The organism is Shewanella mangrovi (assembly GCF_000753795.1).
Taxonomy (GTDB): Bacteria; Pseudomonadota; Gammaproteobacteria; order Enterobacterales; family Shewanellaceae; genus Shewanella; species Shewanella mangrovi.
In genome coordinates, this window is the sequence record NZ_JPEO01000004.1 from 51,690 (window position 1) to 65,107 (window position 13,418).

General features: G+C 49.7%; 12 protein-coding genes. 3 read left to right on the forward strand and 9 right to left on the reverse strand.

The annotated features are described in order from the left end of the window. Positions 1 to 3: 3 nt before the first annotated feature. The 3 genes from HR45_RS07685 to HR45_RS07695 form a co-directional block, all read right to left on the reverse strand. A complete protein-coding gene (locus HR45_RS07685) occupies positions 4 to 765 on the reverse strand; it encodes an HvfC family RiPP maturation protein (RefSeq protein ID WP_037441583.1) in 762 nt (253 codons plus the stop codon). Next, complete coding sequence (locus HR45_RS07690) at positions 755 to 1,585, reverse strand: HvfB family MNIO-type RiPP peptide maturase (RefSeq protein ID WP_037441585.1); 831 nt, start codon at positions 1,583 to 1,585, stop codon at positions 755 to 757. The genes HR45_RS07685 and HR45_RS07690 overlap by 11 nt, the downstream gene beginning before the upstream one ends. 66 nt (positions 1,586 to 1,651) lie before the next feature. Further along, positions 1,652 to 2,086 carry an HvfA family oxazolone/thioamide-modified RiPP metallophore gene (locus HR45_RS07695; protein WP_037441587.1) on the reverse strand — a complete coding sequence of 145 codons (435 nt, stop codon included), beginning with the start codon at positions 2,084 to 2,086 and terminating at the stop codon, positions 1,652 to 1,654. 252 nt (positions 2,087 to 2,338) lie between these two features. On the opposite strand from HR45_RS07695, the gene HR45_RS07700 reads away from it, so the two are divergent. Beyond that, a complete protein-coding gene (locus HR45_RS07700; RefSeq protein ID WP_037441589.1) occupies positions 2,339 to 2,920 on the forward strand; it encodes a nucleotidyltransferase family protein in 582 nt (193 codons plus the stop codon). A gap of 3 nt (positions 2,921 to 2,923) precedes the next feature. Here the strand turns inward: HR45_RS07700 and HR45_RS07705 are convergent, their stop codons facing one another. The 4 genes from HR45_RS07705 to HR45_RS07720 all read right to left on the reverse strand — a co-directional run bounded on the left by HR45_RS07705 (position 2,924) and on the right by HR45_RS07720 (position 8,155). Beyond that, the gene (locus HR45_RS07705) at positions 2,924 to 3,982 is read right to left on the reverse strand and encodes an XdhC family protein (protein ID WP_052074592.1); all 1,059 of its coding nucleotides are present in this window, start codon (positions 3,980 to 3,982) and stop codon (positions 2,924 to 2,926) included. 87 nt (positions 3,983 to 4,069) lie between these two features. Beyond that, complete coding sequence (locus tag HR45_RS07710) at positions 4,070 to 6,373, reverse strand: xanthine dehydrogenase family protein molybdopterin-binding subunit (protein WP_037441592.1); 2,304 nt, start codon at positions 6,371 to 6,373, stop codon at positions 4,070 to 4,072. After that, positions 6,357 to 6,842: a (2Fe-2S)-binding protein gene (locus HR45_RS07715; protein WP_037441594.1), complete on the reverse strand. Its 486-nt coding sequence runs from the start codon at positions 6,840 to 6,842 to the stop codon at positions 6,357 to 6,359. The genes HR45_RS07710 and HR45_RS07715 overlap by 17 nt, the downstream gene beginning before the upstream one ends. A 20-nt stretch (positions 6,843 to 6,862) precedes the next feature. Further along, positions 6,863 to 8,155: a cytochrome c gene (locus HR45_RS07720; RefSeq protein ID WP_037441595.1), complete on the reverse strand. Its 1,293-nt coding sequence runs from the start codon at positions 8,153 to 8,155 to the stop codon at positions 6,863 to 6,865. Positions 8,156 to 8,810: 655 nt separating this feature from the next. Between HR45_RS07720 and HR45_RS07730 the strand changes: the two genes are divergently transcribed. Continuing rightward, positions 8,811 to 10,016, forward strand: coding sequence for an MFS transporter (locus HR45_RS07730; RefSeq protein ID WP_037441599.1), 1,206 nt, complete (start codon positions 8,811 to 8,813; stop codon positions 10,014 to 10,016). Between the two features lie 113 nt (positions 10,017 to 10,129). Here the strand turns inward: HR45_RS07730 and HR45_RS07735 are convergent, their stop codons facing one another. Continuing rightward, positions 10,130 to 10,801, reverse strand: coding sequence for a TorF family putative porin (locus tag HR45_RS07735; RefSeq protein ID WP_037441602.1), 672 nt, complete (start codon positions 10,799 to 10,801; stop codon positions 10,130 to 10,132). A 295-nt stretch (positions 10,802 to 11,096) separates the two neighbouring features. On the opposite strand from HR45_RS07735, the gene HR45_RS07740 reads away from it, so the two are divergent. Further along, positions 11,097 to 13,004, forward strand: a complete 1,908-nt coding sequence (locus HR45_RS07740) for a methyl-accepting chemotaxis protein (protein ID WP_037441605.1) — start codon at positions 11,097 to 11,099, stop codon at positions 13,002 to 13,004. Between the two features lie 108 nt (positions 13,005 to 13,112). Here the strand turns inward: HR45_RS07740 and fis are convergent, their stop codons facing one another. Then, positions 13,113 to 13,418, reverse strand: a complete 306-nt coding sequence (fis, locus tag HR45_RS07745) for a DNA-binding transcriptional regulator Fis (protein ID WP_037441607.1) — start codon at positions 13,416 to 13,418, stop codon at positions 13,113 to 13,115.

A 13,418-nucleotide genomic window follows, 5' to 3' on the forward strand; every position in this document is an offset into this window, starting at 1 on the left:
TCCTTAAGGCGCGTCGTACTCTGTTGCGAGGCCAATAATGCCGCGTTGACTGAGTTCAGGCATAATCGCGCCTAGACCATGACTTAATACATCTGCAGGAAACTGCGGGCAGTGCTGAGAAAGTTGCGCCAGCCACTGTTCCATCGTCAGTCCAGCGCTATTTGTCAGTAACTGCAACGCGATGACTAACAGTGCGGATATCTCCATAAACGTCACTTCATCGTCATGATCGCGATAGACCAGCAGATGTGTGGCGTGTTCAGGCGCTTGCTGTGGTAGCTGATCAACCGCGATATGTTGCACCGCATAGCGATAACTCAGTGCGACTGCGGCTTGAGAGCAGTGCAATATTGCGTCTTTGTCACTATGCCAGGGTGATAAGTCTTCTGCTTGTTTGGTGGCGATATCCAGCTCAATCCATTCGTAATGCAGCAATTCGTTGATGAAAGGTTTGTCATCGAAGCCGTCAGCATAATGCTGCTGCATATAGGCTAAAAATTCGGCCGGAATATCTAAAAACAGCGGGCTACTGCAGCGATGTTGCCGCACAAATTCATCTAACAAACTCGGCCACTTATCTGCCAGAATTTGTCGCGTAAGTGGGAAGGTGTTATCAATAAAACCATAAATGTTATTGCGCGTCAGTTCTCGATACACGGCCACTCGGCGGCTATCTAAAGCGCTATCAATCGGTTGGCGGCTATCGCGCAAATGTGCCGCCAGTTGATATTCGCGGTCGATAAAATTCATCTCGTTAGCTGACATGGGCCAACTCCTGAACTTGCTGTTGCAACTGCTTTACTTGCTGATATTCAGTCATTAATTCGGCAAGCGGTGGAATATTGAAATCGCGTTCTAATAGCGTTGGTTTCACGCCATGGTGCAGATAGGTTTGTCGCAACAACTGCCACACCGGATCAATAATCTCGGTGCCATGCGTGTCGATAATCAACCCGTCATCTTCACGCAAGTGCCCGGCAATATGGAGATAACGGATAGCATGGCTTGGGAGCGCATGAATGAAGGCCAGTGGCTCATAGCCATGGTTATTGCCGTTTACATACACATTGTTGACGTCTAATAACAGCTGGCAGCCGGATTGGCGCTGCACCTCCAGAATAAACTCCAGCTCGCTCATCTCTGCGCCAGGCATTAGGTAGTAACTGGAATTCTCAAGAACGAGAGGCTGTTTGAAAAACTCTTGCACCTGCTGAATACGGCTCACCAAATGACGGATTGCAGCGTGGGTGAAGGGAATTGGCAGCAAATCGTATAGGTGGCCTGCGGCATCGCAATAACTCAAGTGTTCGGAATATTCACTGATACCATGCTCCGCCATAAAATTGCGGATCTGGGCGAGCAGCGTCATATCCAGTGGTTCAGGCCCACCAATTGAGAGTGACAGACCATGACAGATGACAGATTGCTGCGCCGTTATCTGACGCAGTTGCTTGGCATATTTACCGCCGAGTTTAAGCCAGTTTTCGGGCGCGATTTCCCAAAAGTCAGGTCGTTGCTCACTCTGCAGTACTTCTTCCATCATGGAACGTCTTAGGCCAAGTCCAGCACCTTGTGGCACGCTCATGGGCTTCTCCTTGAGTAGCTTTGAGGAACGCATCATTGCTGTTCCTCTTAGCTAGGCGGGTTGTGGTTATAACGGGGTGGCAGGCTTCTTCTCGGCTTTTTTCTCCATGCCTTTTTCGTTGCCGCATTTGCCTTCATGCTGCATCTTATGGTCGGCGCCACAGGTGCCTTCCTTCATTTTATCGCCTTGTTGTTTCATCATCTCCTTGGCGTCTTTCTTCTCCATCTTCATCGCGGCTTTGTCGGCGCCACATTTACCTTCGCCGCATTTGCCTTCTTTCATGGCTTTTTTCTCGGCACCACATTTACCATCTTTTTTCATCTTCTGTTCAGCGCCGCATTTTGCTTCTTTGGCTTTGTCGCCACCGTCTGGCGTCATGAGCTGATAGCCACTGGCGAGCTGCGTCATGCTAAACGGATTGGCGTTAGCTTCGCTGGCGACTGTGGCAGCCGCTAAACCGCTTAATGCTAATGCCAGTGTTGATACTTTAACTTGATTCATAGTTCCTTCCTCGATCGTCGATAAGTTAAACCGCCATATCCGTTGCGTTAAAGCGGGCAGGAGTGGCGATGAGAGCCAGCAAATTGCTGAATTCATACATCTGTCGTTTACAGTGTCGTTTTTATTACACGGATCGCAAAATTATTTTTAAATTATTGCTAGGGAAGATAGCGTCGCGTGGAAAATTGATAGAGCTAACCCCTAATCCACGTTAGTCTGTGGACGAGTAATGGTGGGATAAGGGAAGGCGCATTGGGAGTCCAAAAACAGGTCGGTATTTTATTGCTAGCCGCGGGTAAAGGAGCACGCTATTCGGCTGCTGGTGGTGAAGGTAATAAGCTGTTAGCTATGTATCCAAACAAAAATGGTGATCAGGTGCCGCTGCTGGCGTTTTCACTGTCGCAAGCTGTGGCTTCGGGGTTGCCGGTACGATTAGTGACTCGGCCCGGCGAGGCAGCGATTATCGCGTTAGCGCAACAGTTTGGAGCTGAAGTGAGCTTAATCGACAGTAACGGCTCCAGTGAAACCATTGCGGCTGGCGTGCGTGATAGCGCTGATTGGGATGGCTGGTTAATCGCGCCTGCTGATATGGGGTGGTTGCAAAGTGATGATTATCAGCAGGTTGCAGCAGCGTTAACGACTGATGATGCACAAGCACGGATGATGTTTGAGGAAGTGCCGGGGCATCCGGTGGGGTTTGGCAAAGGCTATTTTGCGCCACTCAGTCAGTTAACGGGCGATAAAGGCGCGCGTCAGATCTTGGATAACCGCAAACTTGTTCGCTTGGCTGGCCATAGCGGCGTTATTAAAGACGCCGACTTACCTGCGCATTAGTCATTAAATGGCGCAGCTGGCGCCATCTTCTTCAGTCAAAGGCGCGAGTTGATTCAGTGTGCCTTGTACGACTGGCTTGGCGTTCATGTGTCCCAAATTCTTGATACGCACGATATCGGCCATAATGGCTAAGCCAATTTCTGCTGGTGTCTTACTGCCAATGGCTAAGCCAATCGGGGCATGAATGCGTGACAGCTGCGCTTCAGTCAGCTCGCCAATGCGCTCTAAACGTTCACGGCGTTTAGCGCTGTTGCGACTAGAGCCCATAGCGCCGATATAAAATGCTGGCGTGTTGATCGCTTCCATCATGGTCAGATCGTCTAAGCGTGGATCGTGGGTCAGCGAAACAATCGCGGTATTGGCGTGGCAGCCCTGCTGTTCCAGATACTTGGCCGGAAAGGTTTCTAGCAAACGTACGCCAGCAGGCAGTTGTTCAATGTTCGCTACCACACTCGCGCGCGGTTCTAGCAATACCACCTCAAAACCCAGCGCGTGACCAAACTCCATGCAGTAATGGGCTACCGGTGAGTAACCCGCGACCAGCAAGCGTGGTGCGGCCGCCATACGAATATCGATATTCGGTGTTTGATAGGTAATGGCGGCGGTAGTGCCGGCAAAATCTTCTTCGACAATGTGCTCACAGGCATTCGGTAACTGCAACTGTTTGCGAATCGCTTGATAGCCTTGCACCGCATTTAACTGCTGTTGCAGGTAAGCGATAGTGGCTTCGCCTGCGGGCAGATACTCGATCAGAATCTCTAAAATACCGCCGCAGGGCAGGGTGACTTCTGGCGCGAGTTCGCCATCACCGTAACGTACCACTTGCGATGCTTGTTGCCAGCGGCCATCAGCAATCTGCTTGATAAAGTGTTCTTCAACACAGCCGCCAGACAAGGAGCCCTCTTGGCGTCCATCTTGGGTCGCCACCAACAAACTGCCCGGTGAACGCGGCGATGAACCCCACGTATGTAACACGGTACACAGCCAAACCGGTACTGATTCAGCCCAGTTGATCGCTTGTTGTAATACGCGAGCATCGAGTGGTTGCGAGAGATAGGACATAGAACAGCTCCTGAATTCATTGGCGTGATGCGCCGATCACGCCATACAAAAGATGAAACAAGCCCGACGCTTTGTCGGGCCGAAACACTAGGCTTTAAGGGCCGCTTTCACGTCGTCTGGTGTCATTGGGATCTTACGCAGACGTACACCAACCGCATTGTAGATGGCGTTGGCAATCGCTGGGGCAACAGGGGTTACCGCAGGTTCACCCAAACCTGATGGCGCGTAGTCATTCTTCACGAACTCAACTTTCACCTCAGGGGTTTGGCCGATACGCAGCGGCGTGTAAGTATCAAAATTGAGATCTCTGAACTTACCGTTTACCAGCTTGGTGCCTTCATACAGTGCCATTGAGAGACCCCAAAGCGCGGCCCCCTGACATTGTGCTTCAGCGCCATTTGGATCAACGATGATGCCCGCATCAACCGCTACATGCAGTTTTTCAACATGCACTAAGCCAGTGTCGCGTTCTACTTTCACTTGTACCGCTACGGCGACCCAAGTTGGCATATCACGTTCTTGACCGAAGGTAGAAGCGATACCGATGCCGCTGTCTTTTGGCAGCTCTTTACCGTAGCCGATCATTTCAGCGGCTTGTTTCAGTACAGCCGCCTGACGGCTAGCGCCGCCCGAAGCAATAGGGCCTGATCCTGCGTTACGTCCTTCAGCAGTTAAGTGCTCTAGACGAAACGCCAGTGGATCAACGCCCGCGTGGTGTGCGGCTTCATCGATAAAGCTTTCGACGGCCCAACCTACCCAGCCTGGGCTTACTGAACGCAACCAACCGGGACGGAAGGTGTCGTTGGCCAAGTCATTCGATACGGCACGCACTTTTTGTGCGCCGACGTTGTACCAGTGATCCGCACCGGCGATGGAGAACGGATCGTACGGTTGGCCATTGGTACCTTTCGGCATAAACACTGGGATCATCACTTCGGTTGGCCAGCCAGCCGTTGCGTGGTGTTCCATCGCGAGTACATGTTTCTCGCCATCAAAGGCCATTTTTAGCTGCTGCAGCGAGGCAGAGCGCGGGCTATCGAACTGCAAATCTTGCTCGCGAGTGAACACTAACTTCACTGGCTTACCACCAAGCGCTTTAGACGCCAGCGCCGCTGGAATAGTGTAGTCACCGTTCAAACGACGGCCGAAACCACCGCCGAGCATGTAAGCGCGAATAACCACTTGGTCTTCCGGTACTTGCAACGCTGCTGCTGCCACTGGCAGCGTCAGTGATTGCCATTGGCAACCTGAGTGGATTTCCCATACGCCATCTTCATTTTGGAATACGGTAGCATTCAGCGGTTCCATTTGCGCGTGCAGTACGGTATCGGTGATGTACTCGTGTTCGATGGTGGATGCGGCTTTAGCAAATACGGGATCAGTGTTGGTATCGCCAGTATCCAAAATTGCGCCTTTGCTGACATCTTTCAGCAACTCACGACCGTGGTTGATGATGTCAGCTTCAGAGACTTTCGCCGCTGGGCCAGCTTGCCATTCTACTTTCACCAACTCAGAGGCTTTTTTGGCTGCATAGTAGCTGCTTGCCAAAACCACCACCCAACCGGGTACGGTGTTGCTTGGGTCATCCAAGGTGATGAATTGTTGATAGCCTTTAACCGCTTTGGCGGCGCTGTCATCGACTGACAACACTTTTGAGCCGTAACGGGTTGGCGGCAAAATTGGCGCGGCGTACACCATGCCTTCAATGTTGGCATCAATCCCAAACACGGTTTGACCGGTGGTTTTGTTGTTGATGTCCAAGCCACGCACTTGTTGGCCAATCAGCTTCAGCTCTTCATTTGGCTTCAGCTCCAGTTTTTTCAGCTCATCTTCGGTGAATTGGCGGTTAACGCCTTGGGCGATCAGCTCGCCATAACCGATAGATTTTTTGCCGCAAATCACTTGGCCTTTGCTGGCATGACACAAACGTTTTGGTACGCCCCACAGCTTAGCTGCGGCTTCAATCAGTGCGGTACGGCCGGCGGCACCCGCTTGACGATAGATGTTCCAGCTTTGTGATACTGACCAGCTACCACCGGTGACCATCAGGCCCCATTTTTTGTGGCTATCAACGTGGATGATTTCGACATCATCCCAATCCGCTTCCAGCTCATCAGCCAGAATACGCGCGATAGAGGTACCTACGTGTTGGCCCATTTCGGCGCGGATGATGTTCACTTTGACCTTGCCATCGCTATCGATGGAGTACCACAGTGATGGTTCATACACAGATGATGCATTTGGCAATGGTTTGCCATCATCTGTCGCTGGGTCCATTGCCGCAAACGCTGCACGAGGGAAACCAAAGCTAACACCTGCGGCTGTCATCGCGACCAAAAAGCCACGACGGGTCATGCCAGTGCCGTTGTCCTTATTAGGCAGTCTGCTCATCTTTGCCTCCCTGCATACTCATGGTATTAGCGGCTTCACGTACCGCTTCACGAATACGAACGTAGGTCATACAGCGGCAGATGTTGCCACTCATTACTGCGTCGATATCTTCATCGGTTGGATTTGGAATATCTTTCAGCAGCGCCGCAGCTTGCATGATTTGACCTGATTGGCAGTAACCGCATTGTGGTACTTGCTGCTTTTGCCAAGCCACTTGCACTGGGTGAGTGCCTTGTTCAGACAGACCTTCAATGGTGGTGATTTCAGCGCCTTCGACAGCAGAGAGTGGTGTGGTGCAAGAACGGGTCGCGCGGCCACCCACATGTACAGTACACGCACCGCAAGTCCCAATACCGCAACCAAATTTGGTGCCGGTCATGTTCAGTTCATCACGGATAACCCACAGTAGTGGAGTGTCACCGTCTACATCGACAGCCACTGGCTTGCCGTTCAAAATAAATTTAGCCATGTTACTCACTTCTCCCGTGATTATTGCTCAAAACGGGGTTGACGACGGATCTCACCCACACGCTGTTTTAGGTTTGGCCAAGGTTGTTCACCTGCGGCTTGACGCAGGTAGGCAGCCAGTGCGGTGATATCTTCATCGCTCAGTGCATCACGGAAGGCTGGCATAACCACGCCTTTGATACCTTGATTGGCGCGGAAACCATCCAAAATCACGTTGATGAGGTTGGTTGGATCTTGCAAATGAACTGCTGAACCTAAGGCCAATAATGGACGGCCTTTCACCAGTTTTTGCTTGCTGTAGTGGCAAGATTGGCAAGATGCAGCATACAAGCGGGCACCTTGGTGCGTACGCAGATCTGGCAATTTTTGCGCTGCTACGGCTTTGGTCAGCGCTGGGCTTTGTGCAGGGTCTTCGCTCACGTTACCGGCTTTATCCGCAAAGTAAGTGGCGATGGCTTTGATATCGTCTTTAGACAGTGCTGCCAAACCATCATGTACCACTGGCGCCATTGGGCCGCCGGCACTGCCGTGGAATGGAGAGTTACCTGTGCTCAGATATTCAAAGAAATCTTGTTCGCGCCATTTCAGTGGTGAAGTGCTTGAGGCGGTCAGCGATGGTGCGATCCAGCCATCAATGGCCGCGCCGCTGTACATTTGATCACGTTTTTCACCGCCAAGGGCGTTACGTGGGGTATGGCAAGCACCGCAGTGGGCAATACCTTCCGCCAGATAAGCGCCGCGATTCCACTCGGCCGACTTGTCGCTGTTAGGTTTGAAATCACTGGTGTCAGCAAACAGCATTTTCCATCCCGCTTGCAGGAAGCGAATGTTCAATGGGAACGGAATGCCGTTCTCTTTCTTGGTTTGCTGCACAGGTGCAACAGACGACATGATATAAGCGTAAACGGCTTTGATATCGTCATCGCTCATCTTGTTAAAATGTTCAAAAGGAAACGCCGGTAACAGATGGCTACCATCACGGCTCACACCGGTGCGCATGGCACGAATGAAAGCTTCTTCTGACCAGTTACCGATCCCTGTCGCTTGGTCTGGCGTAATGTTGCTGGAATAGATAGTGCCGAAATCAGAATGCATTTCATAGTTGCCAGCGAAAGGCTTGCCACCTGGCGCAGTATGACAAGTACTACAGTAGCCTGCCGCTGCTAAAACCTTACCCTTTGCAATCATGTCCGATGAAAACTGATCCTTGGCTGGTGGCGTTATCGGAGCGATCGATGGATGCCAGGCATAAACGCCAAAGCCAACCAATACGACGACCACTGCGATGAGCACGCTGTATAAACCGCGTTTCATATCACATTGCCTCATGAATTTTATTAAGTTGTTTTTTTAGATAGTGGAGTGGATGCCACCATCCTTGTGAAAGTCGCTTCGTTATCCTTGCTGCGACGCAGGGTGTGTGCTTGTCACATCTTGATATTCTAATGTGATCAAGTTAACAAAACATCGCTAGTGTAAACCATAATCCCCTTATCGGTGAAGAGGTTATAGCTGTTTAGCAAATGAATTTTTTCGTCGTTCCAGTACCGATTTTGCAAAGCCATACGCATCATTAGCCGGTGACCCACGCTAACTAATTCAATTTCCACAGTAAATTTAAGGATTAGGGATTACTGAGATATTACTGATATTGGCTAATCGGTTAGGTCTTACACAGTGGGTATTTTTAATTCACTCTTTATCCGGTTTTGCTGATACAGCGAGATGTGTATGTGAGCGTGTTAATGGGTCAGTGAAAATTAGTTACCACAAACTTGACTAAAAAGCTCAACCAATACTTTAGTATTAGGATTTTTGGCGTAAAATAACCAATATTCAACGCATCCATCGCTGAAATATCGTCATTTTCATGTTGGCGAATCACGATTTCAGCCGCAAGACCGAGAAAATCGTGGCGTATACCTAGCTCATACGCCGAGTCGTCTATTTTGCTGTTTCGGGAGTATTCATGAGCGCAAATGGTAAGCAGGTGATCAGTCATAGCTCGATCGGCCTGACCTTATTTTCTTTAGCCATCGGCACTTTTCTATTGGGATTGACTGAGTTTTCGGTGATGCCAATGCTGCCGTTGATCGCCGAAACCTTTAATGTCTCCACTGGTAAAGTCGGACAGGTGATCAGTGCCTACGCGGCTGGCGTGGTGGTGGGCGCACCATTGCTGATGATGTTAACGCCAAAAATGAATCGCCGCTCTGCGTTGGTGCTGTTTGCCGCTATGATTTTTGCCTTCAACGGCTTGAGTGCGCTGGCGGGGTCGTTTGAACAGATGGTGTTGTTCCGCTTTTTAAGTGGCTTACCTCATGGCGCCTATTTTGGTACTGCGCTGTTATTTGGTGCGCGTTTAGCGCCGGAAGGCCGCAGCACCCTGTATATGTCACGCGTATTTTCGGGACTCACCATTGCCACCATCGTCGGCGTGCCGCTGGCCACATTGCTGGCGCAAAACATCAGTTGGCGCTGGGCCTTAGTCTTAGTCTCTGCGGGTGCCTTTATCGCGTGTCTATTGTTGTGGCGGGTGCTGCCATCGTTGGAGGCTGAAGGAGAAGGATTGAAAAAAGATTTAGCAGTACTGAAAGATCCGCTGATCTGGCCGATTGTCGGTATCGGCGTGATTGGCTTTGGCGGCGTGTTCTGCCTCTATACCTATTTAGCCGATACTATGCTGTCGGTGACCAAAGTGCCTGAATACTACATCTCCATTGCGATGGTGATTTTTGGTGTAGGTTCTACCGTCGGTAACTGGCTACTCGGACACGTGCGCGATCGCGTGGTGGCTAAGGTTACTGGCATGGTGTTGCTCTATTGTATTGTGTTGGCGATTACCTATGTTCAGGCCGCTACCAATGTGTGGTTCCTGTTCTTGGTGGTGTTCCTGCTGGGTGCTAGCTTAGGTTTGACTACCGTTATCCAAGCCATGCTGATGCGCGTGGCTAAGGGGGGGCATGCGGTGATTGGTGCGCTATTACAATGTGCATTTAACTCAGCGAATGCGATTGGTCCAGTTGCGGGTAGTTATATCTTTCTTAACGGCTATGCTGCCAATGATACGGGCTATATTTCAGCCATATTGTTTGCGGGTGGCTTCGTGATGTGGCTGGTCAGCCGTATTCAAGGACGTCAACGCAACCAAGAACTCGAGTCGGTTGGTTCATAAGCAAACTGACTTAAAAGGTTCATTTACAGATGAATAAAAAAGCCCTCGAACACTGAGGGCTTTTTTATTCGCGCATGTTTTGGCGCTGTTGTGTAAGTGCAATGCTGAGAACATCAAAAGGAAAACGTTTTCGAAAGGCCAAATAGCAAACGGGTATCACCATAGCTGGAGAGCGTTGTGTTGTGTACGCCAGCCGATAAGTTAAAGCCACGCAGATCATAGTTACCGGTAATTTCCCAATGAATATAGTTATTGGAATCTTCCCAAGACCATTTATCTTTATTCAGACTCTGCGAGCGGTCTACGGCAAGATAGAGCGAGGCGTTATCGGTTAAGGGAACGTTTTGTGCGAGTTTCACCACGAAATGTCCCGCGCCAGTACCAAAATAGTCCCAGGCATATCCGGTGGTTAACTTGGTTTCTCGGTAGCTGAGCGCCGCGAGTGTCTCGGTATAGTCCAGCGTTTCACTGCTTGCTGCTCCCCAATAAGAGTATTTGGCCACGCCCACATCAAATGACCAGTTTGAAGCTATGGCTTGGCTAAATCCGGCATAGATATCTGTCGCAACATCGGTGTCAAAATGTTCCATACTGCCAGCCCATCGCCCACGGTAAACGCCAGTATCTTTATTCCAGTCGAGTACGCCCTGCAAGGCAGGGTTATTCTGCGTCAAGCTGATGCCGTTGAATGGATAGTCGTTATAACCGTTGAGAGCTAGAGTGGTAGCTACTGCGCTAAAAGGCTGTATGCCAAGCACGCACATGACGGCGAACAAACTTCTCATAGCAAGCTCCTCTGCTGAAGATGGTGTGACGTATATTTTATGGGGGCGCGCAGTAATACGCTTTTGCTGTGCTTAACGTGCTTGGAGAAGCTGCCGTAATCGGTGCAGTTATCAAAATATAGCAACAGATCGGTAACTTTGTGGGCTCGGCCAAAATTATTGGCTAATCATTTGAATAAGCAAAAACTTATTCATCATCCGTCCTTCTGAAATTAAAAGATGGTGTCCTGTACTGGCGAAAAAGGTTTTTCGACTATTCTTGTTGATAGGTGTCAAAGGGTGGGTAGGTTGTAATATGAAGGGTGTAGGCTTAAAAGCATCGCTGTTGATTTCTACTTTGTTGTTAGTGGCGATATCTGTGTCGCTGGCGAGTACGGTTTCCTATTTTGAGCAGAAAGCCAACCTCACCGATGCCATTATGCGGCAAAGCAAAGTCTATGTAGAAAACCGCGCTGAAATCGCCAGTAGTCTTGTGAATGATAAGGTGCAGGCGATCAATAAAGTGGCGGCGGAGTTTGCCAATAAAAGCCTGCATGGCAGTCCTCAGGAAATCATTGATCGCACTCAGTTCCTAGCCAATGCCGCCAATACCAGTAGCTCAGTGATTGCCTTTACCAACGGTGATGGCTATTGGAACCAGCAAAGTGATAGTTGGCCAAATCATAAATATGCTGGGGATGTAACACAGCGACCTTGGTTTCAAGAAGCTATGAAATCCGCAACTGCCGCCGTCTCTGAACCCTATCAGGGGGGCAATGATGGCGTCTATTGGATCACTATTGTGAAAAAGGTCATGGATGGCACGGTTTCGGTGGATATCGAATTATCCTTTCTCAACAACTTGGTCGCACCTTCTGATGACATGGAGGGGGCGGTTGGTATCATGCTTAACAGCGATAGCACCATTTTAGCGTCGTCGTCGCCTGCATTGAGTTCGGGAAAAAAGGCCAGTGCGTTCAGTTGGTTCAGTGAGGTGGCTCAAAAAGCCATCAATAGCGATTATCTGGTGCAAGAATACACCTTAGATGGGCAGGACAAGTTGCTATTCTCTAAGCGCATTGCGGTCGGCAATAAAAGCTGGGTTTATGCTATTGGTTTGAATAAAAACACCATTTTTGCTGCGTTAACATCTGCCAGAAACAAGGCGATTATCATTACCTTAGTTGCGACTGGTGTCAGTGTCCTCATTGCATTTCTGCTGATCCAAGTGCTGTATCGCCCAATTATTTTGCTGCGTAATACCATCAGCGATCTGTCCAGTGGCAATGGTGACTTGACTCAGCGTCTCGCCGTTTCATCAAACGATGACATTGGCAAAATATCCGACGGCGTGAATCAATTCATTGCGAGTTTGCAAAAGATGATGCAAGAGGTGAAATTGGCCAGTGAAGAGCTGCAGGTCAATATTGCCGGACTTCGAGAACAGTCAGCACAAAACAGTGCCATTTTGGAGCACCATGTCACCGAAACCGAACAGATCGCGACGGCGATAGAAGAGATGGATGCGACCGCAAATTCGATGGCGCTAGATGCTTCCCATACCGCCGAAATCACTGATCGCGCCAGTCGTACCAGTGACGAATCCAAAGCCATCGTCGAAAGTTCGCAAAATACCGTATCGGCGCTGATCAATGATGTTCGTAATGCTTCTGATGACGTGCAAGCGATGAGTGACCAAGTCAAAAGTATCAGTACTATTTTGAATGTCATTGGCGAAGTAGCCGAACAAACCAACTTGCTGGCGTTGAATGCCGCCATTGAAGCTGCACGCGCTGGTGAACAAGGCCGAGGCTTTGCGGTTGTTGCCGATGAAGTACGTTTACTCGCAAGTCGCACCACGGCCAGCACTCAGGAAATTGCGCAAGCGATTGAGATACTGCTGAGTCGTTGTGGCAAAGTGGAACGCTCGATGGCGGATACCAAACAGCGCTGTGAAGAAACAGCGGCGGGTTCGCAAAACGTGGTGAGCAGTCTCGATGTATTGACTTCATTTGTGGGTGAGATTAATGCGCTAAGTGGACAGATTGCCACTGCTGCCGAGGAACAAAGCTGTGTGACCAAAGATGTGAGTAAGAATATGACGGCGATTAGCGACATCGTCGTTTCGTTGAATCAACATGGTGAAAAGGCGCTTCATGGTGCTGAAGACATCAATCAAATTAATAGCAAGCTGATCTCGATTGTGAATCGGTTTAGGATTTAAGGAAGCATCAACGATAGACGGTTTATTGAGTTTGTATCGTGTGCGTAATCAACAAAAAAGCCACTTCCTTAGAAGTGGCTTTTTCTTCAATATCACAAGAACTAAAAATTAGTTCATGCCATATTTTTTCAATTTTTTGCGCAGAGTGCCGCGGTTGATGCCCAGCATGTTCGCTGCGCGAGTTTGGTTACCACGGGTGTGTTGCATGATGATATCAAGCAGTGGAGCTTCTACTTCGCAAAGTACCATTTCATACACTTCTTGAGCTTCTTGACCATCTAACTGGCTGAAGAAGTTGCTGACAGCGCGTTTAACTGCGTCGCGCAACAGCTGAGGCTTGATAGTGCCGTTAGCGGTTTCGATTTTGCCTACGGTAAGCGGATGAGCTTCTGTGTGAGTTGTCTGATCAAACAT

What these genes read in the sequence shown, in the direction of transcription:
- HR45_RS07685 (WP_037441583.1), bottom strand. Translation starts at nt 765, where the DNA reads ATGTCAGCTAACGAGATGAATTTTATCGACCGCGAATATCAACTGGCG.
- HR45_RS07690 (WP_037441585.1), bottom strand. Translation starts at nt 1,585, where the DNA reads ATGAGCGTGCCACAAGGTGCTGGACTTGGCCTAAGACGTTCCATGATG.
- HR45_RS07695 (WP_037441587.1), bottom strand. Translation starts at nt 2,086, where the DNA reads ATGAATCAAGTTAAAGTATCAACACTGGCATTAGCATTAAGCGGTTTA.
- HR45_RS07705 (WP_052074592.1), bottom strand. Translation starts at nt 3,982, where the DNA reads ATGTCCTATCTCTCGCAACCACTCGATGCTCGCGTATTACAACAAGCG.
- HR45_RS07710 (WP_037441592.1), bottom strand. Translation starts at nt 6,373, where the DNA reads ATGAGCAGACTGCCTAATAAGGACAACGGCACTGGCATGACCCGTCGT.
- HR45_RS07715 (WP_037441594.1), bottom strand. Translation starts at nt 6,842, where the DNA reads ATGGCTAAATTTATTTTGAACGGCAAGCCAGTGGCTGTCGATGTAGAC.
- HR45_RS07720 (WP_037441595.1), bottom strand. Translation starts at nt 8,155, where the DNA reads ATGAAACGCGGTTTATACAGCGTGCTCATCGCAGTGGTCGTCGTATTG.
- HR45_RS07730 (WP_037441599.1), top strand. Translation starts at nt 8,811, where the DNA reads ATGAGCGCAAATGGTAAGCAGGTGATCAGTCATAGCTCGATCGGCCTG.
- HR45_RS07735 (WP_037441602.1), bottom strand. Translation starts at nt 10,801, where the DNA reads ATGAGAAGTTTGTTCGCCGTCATGTGCGTGCTTGGCATACAGCCTTTT.
- HR45_RS07740 (WP_037441605.1), top strand. Translation starts at nt 11,097, where the DNA reads ATGAAGGGTGTAGGCTTAAAAGCATCGCTGTTGATTTCTACTTTGTTG.
- fis (WP_037441607.1), bottom strand. Translation starts at nt 13,418, where the DNA reads ATGTTTGATCAGACAACTCACACAGAAGCTCATCCGCTTACCGTAGGC.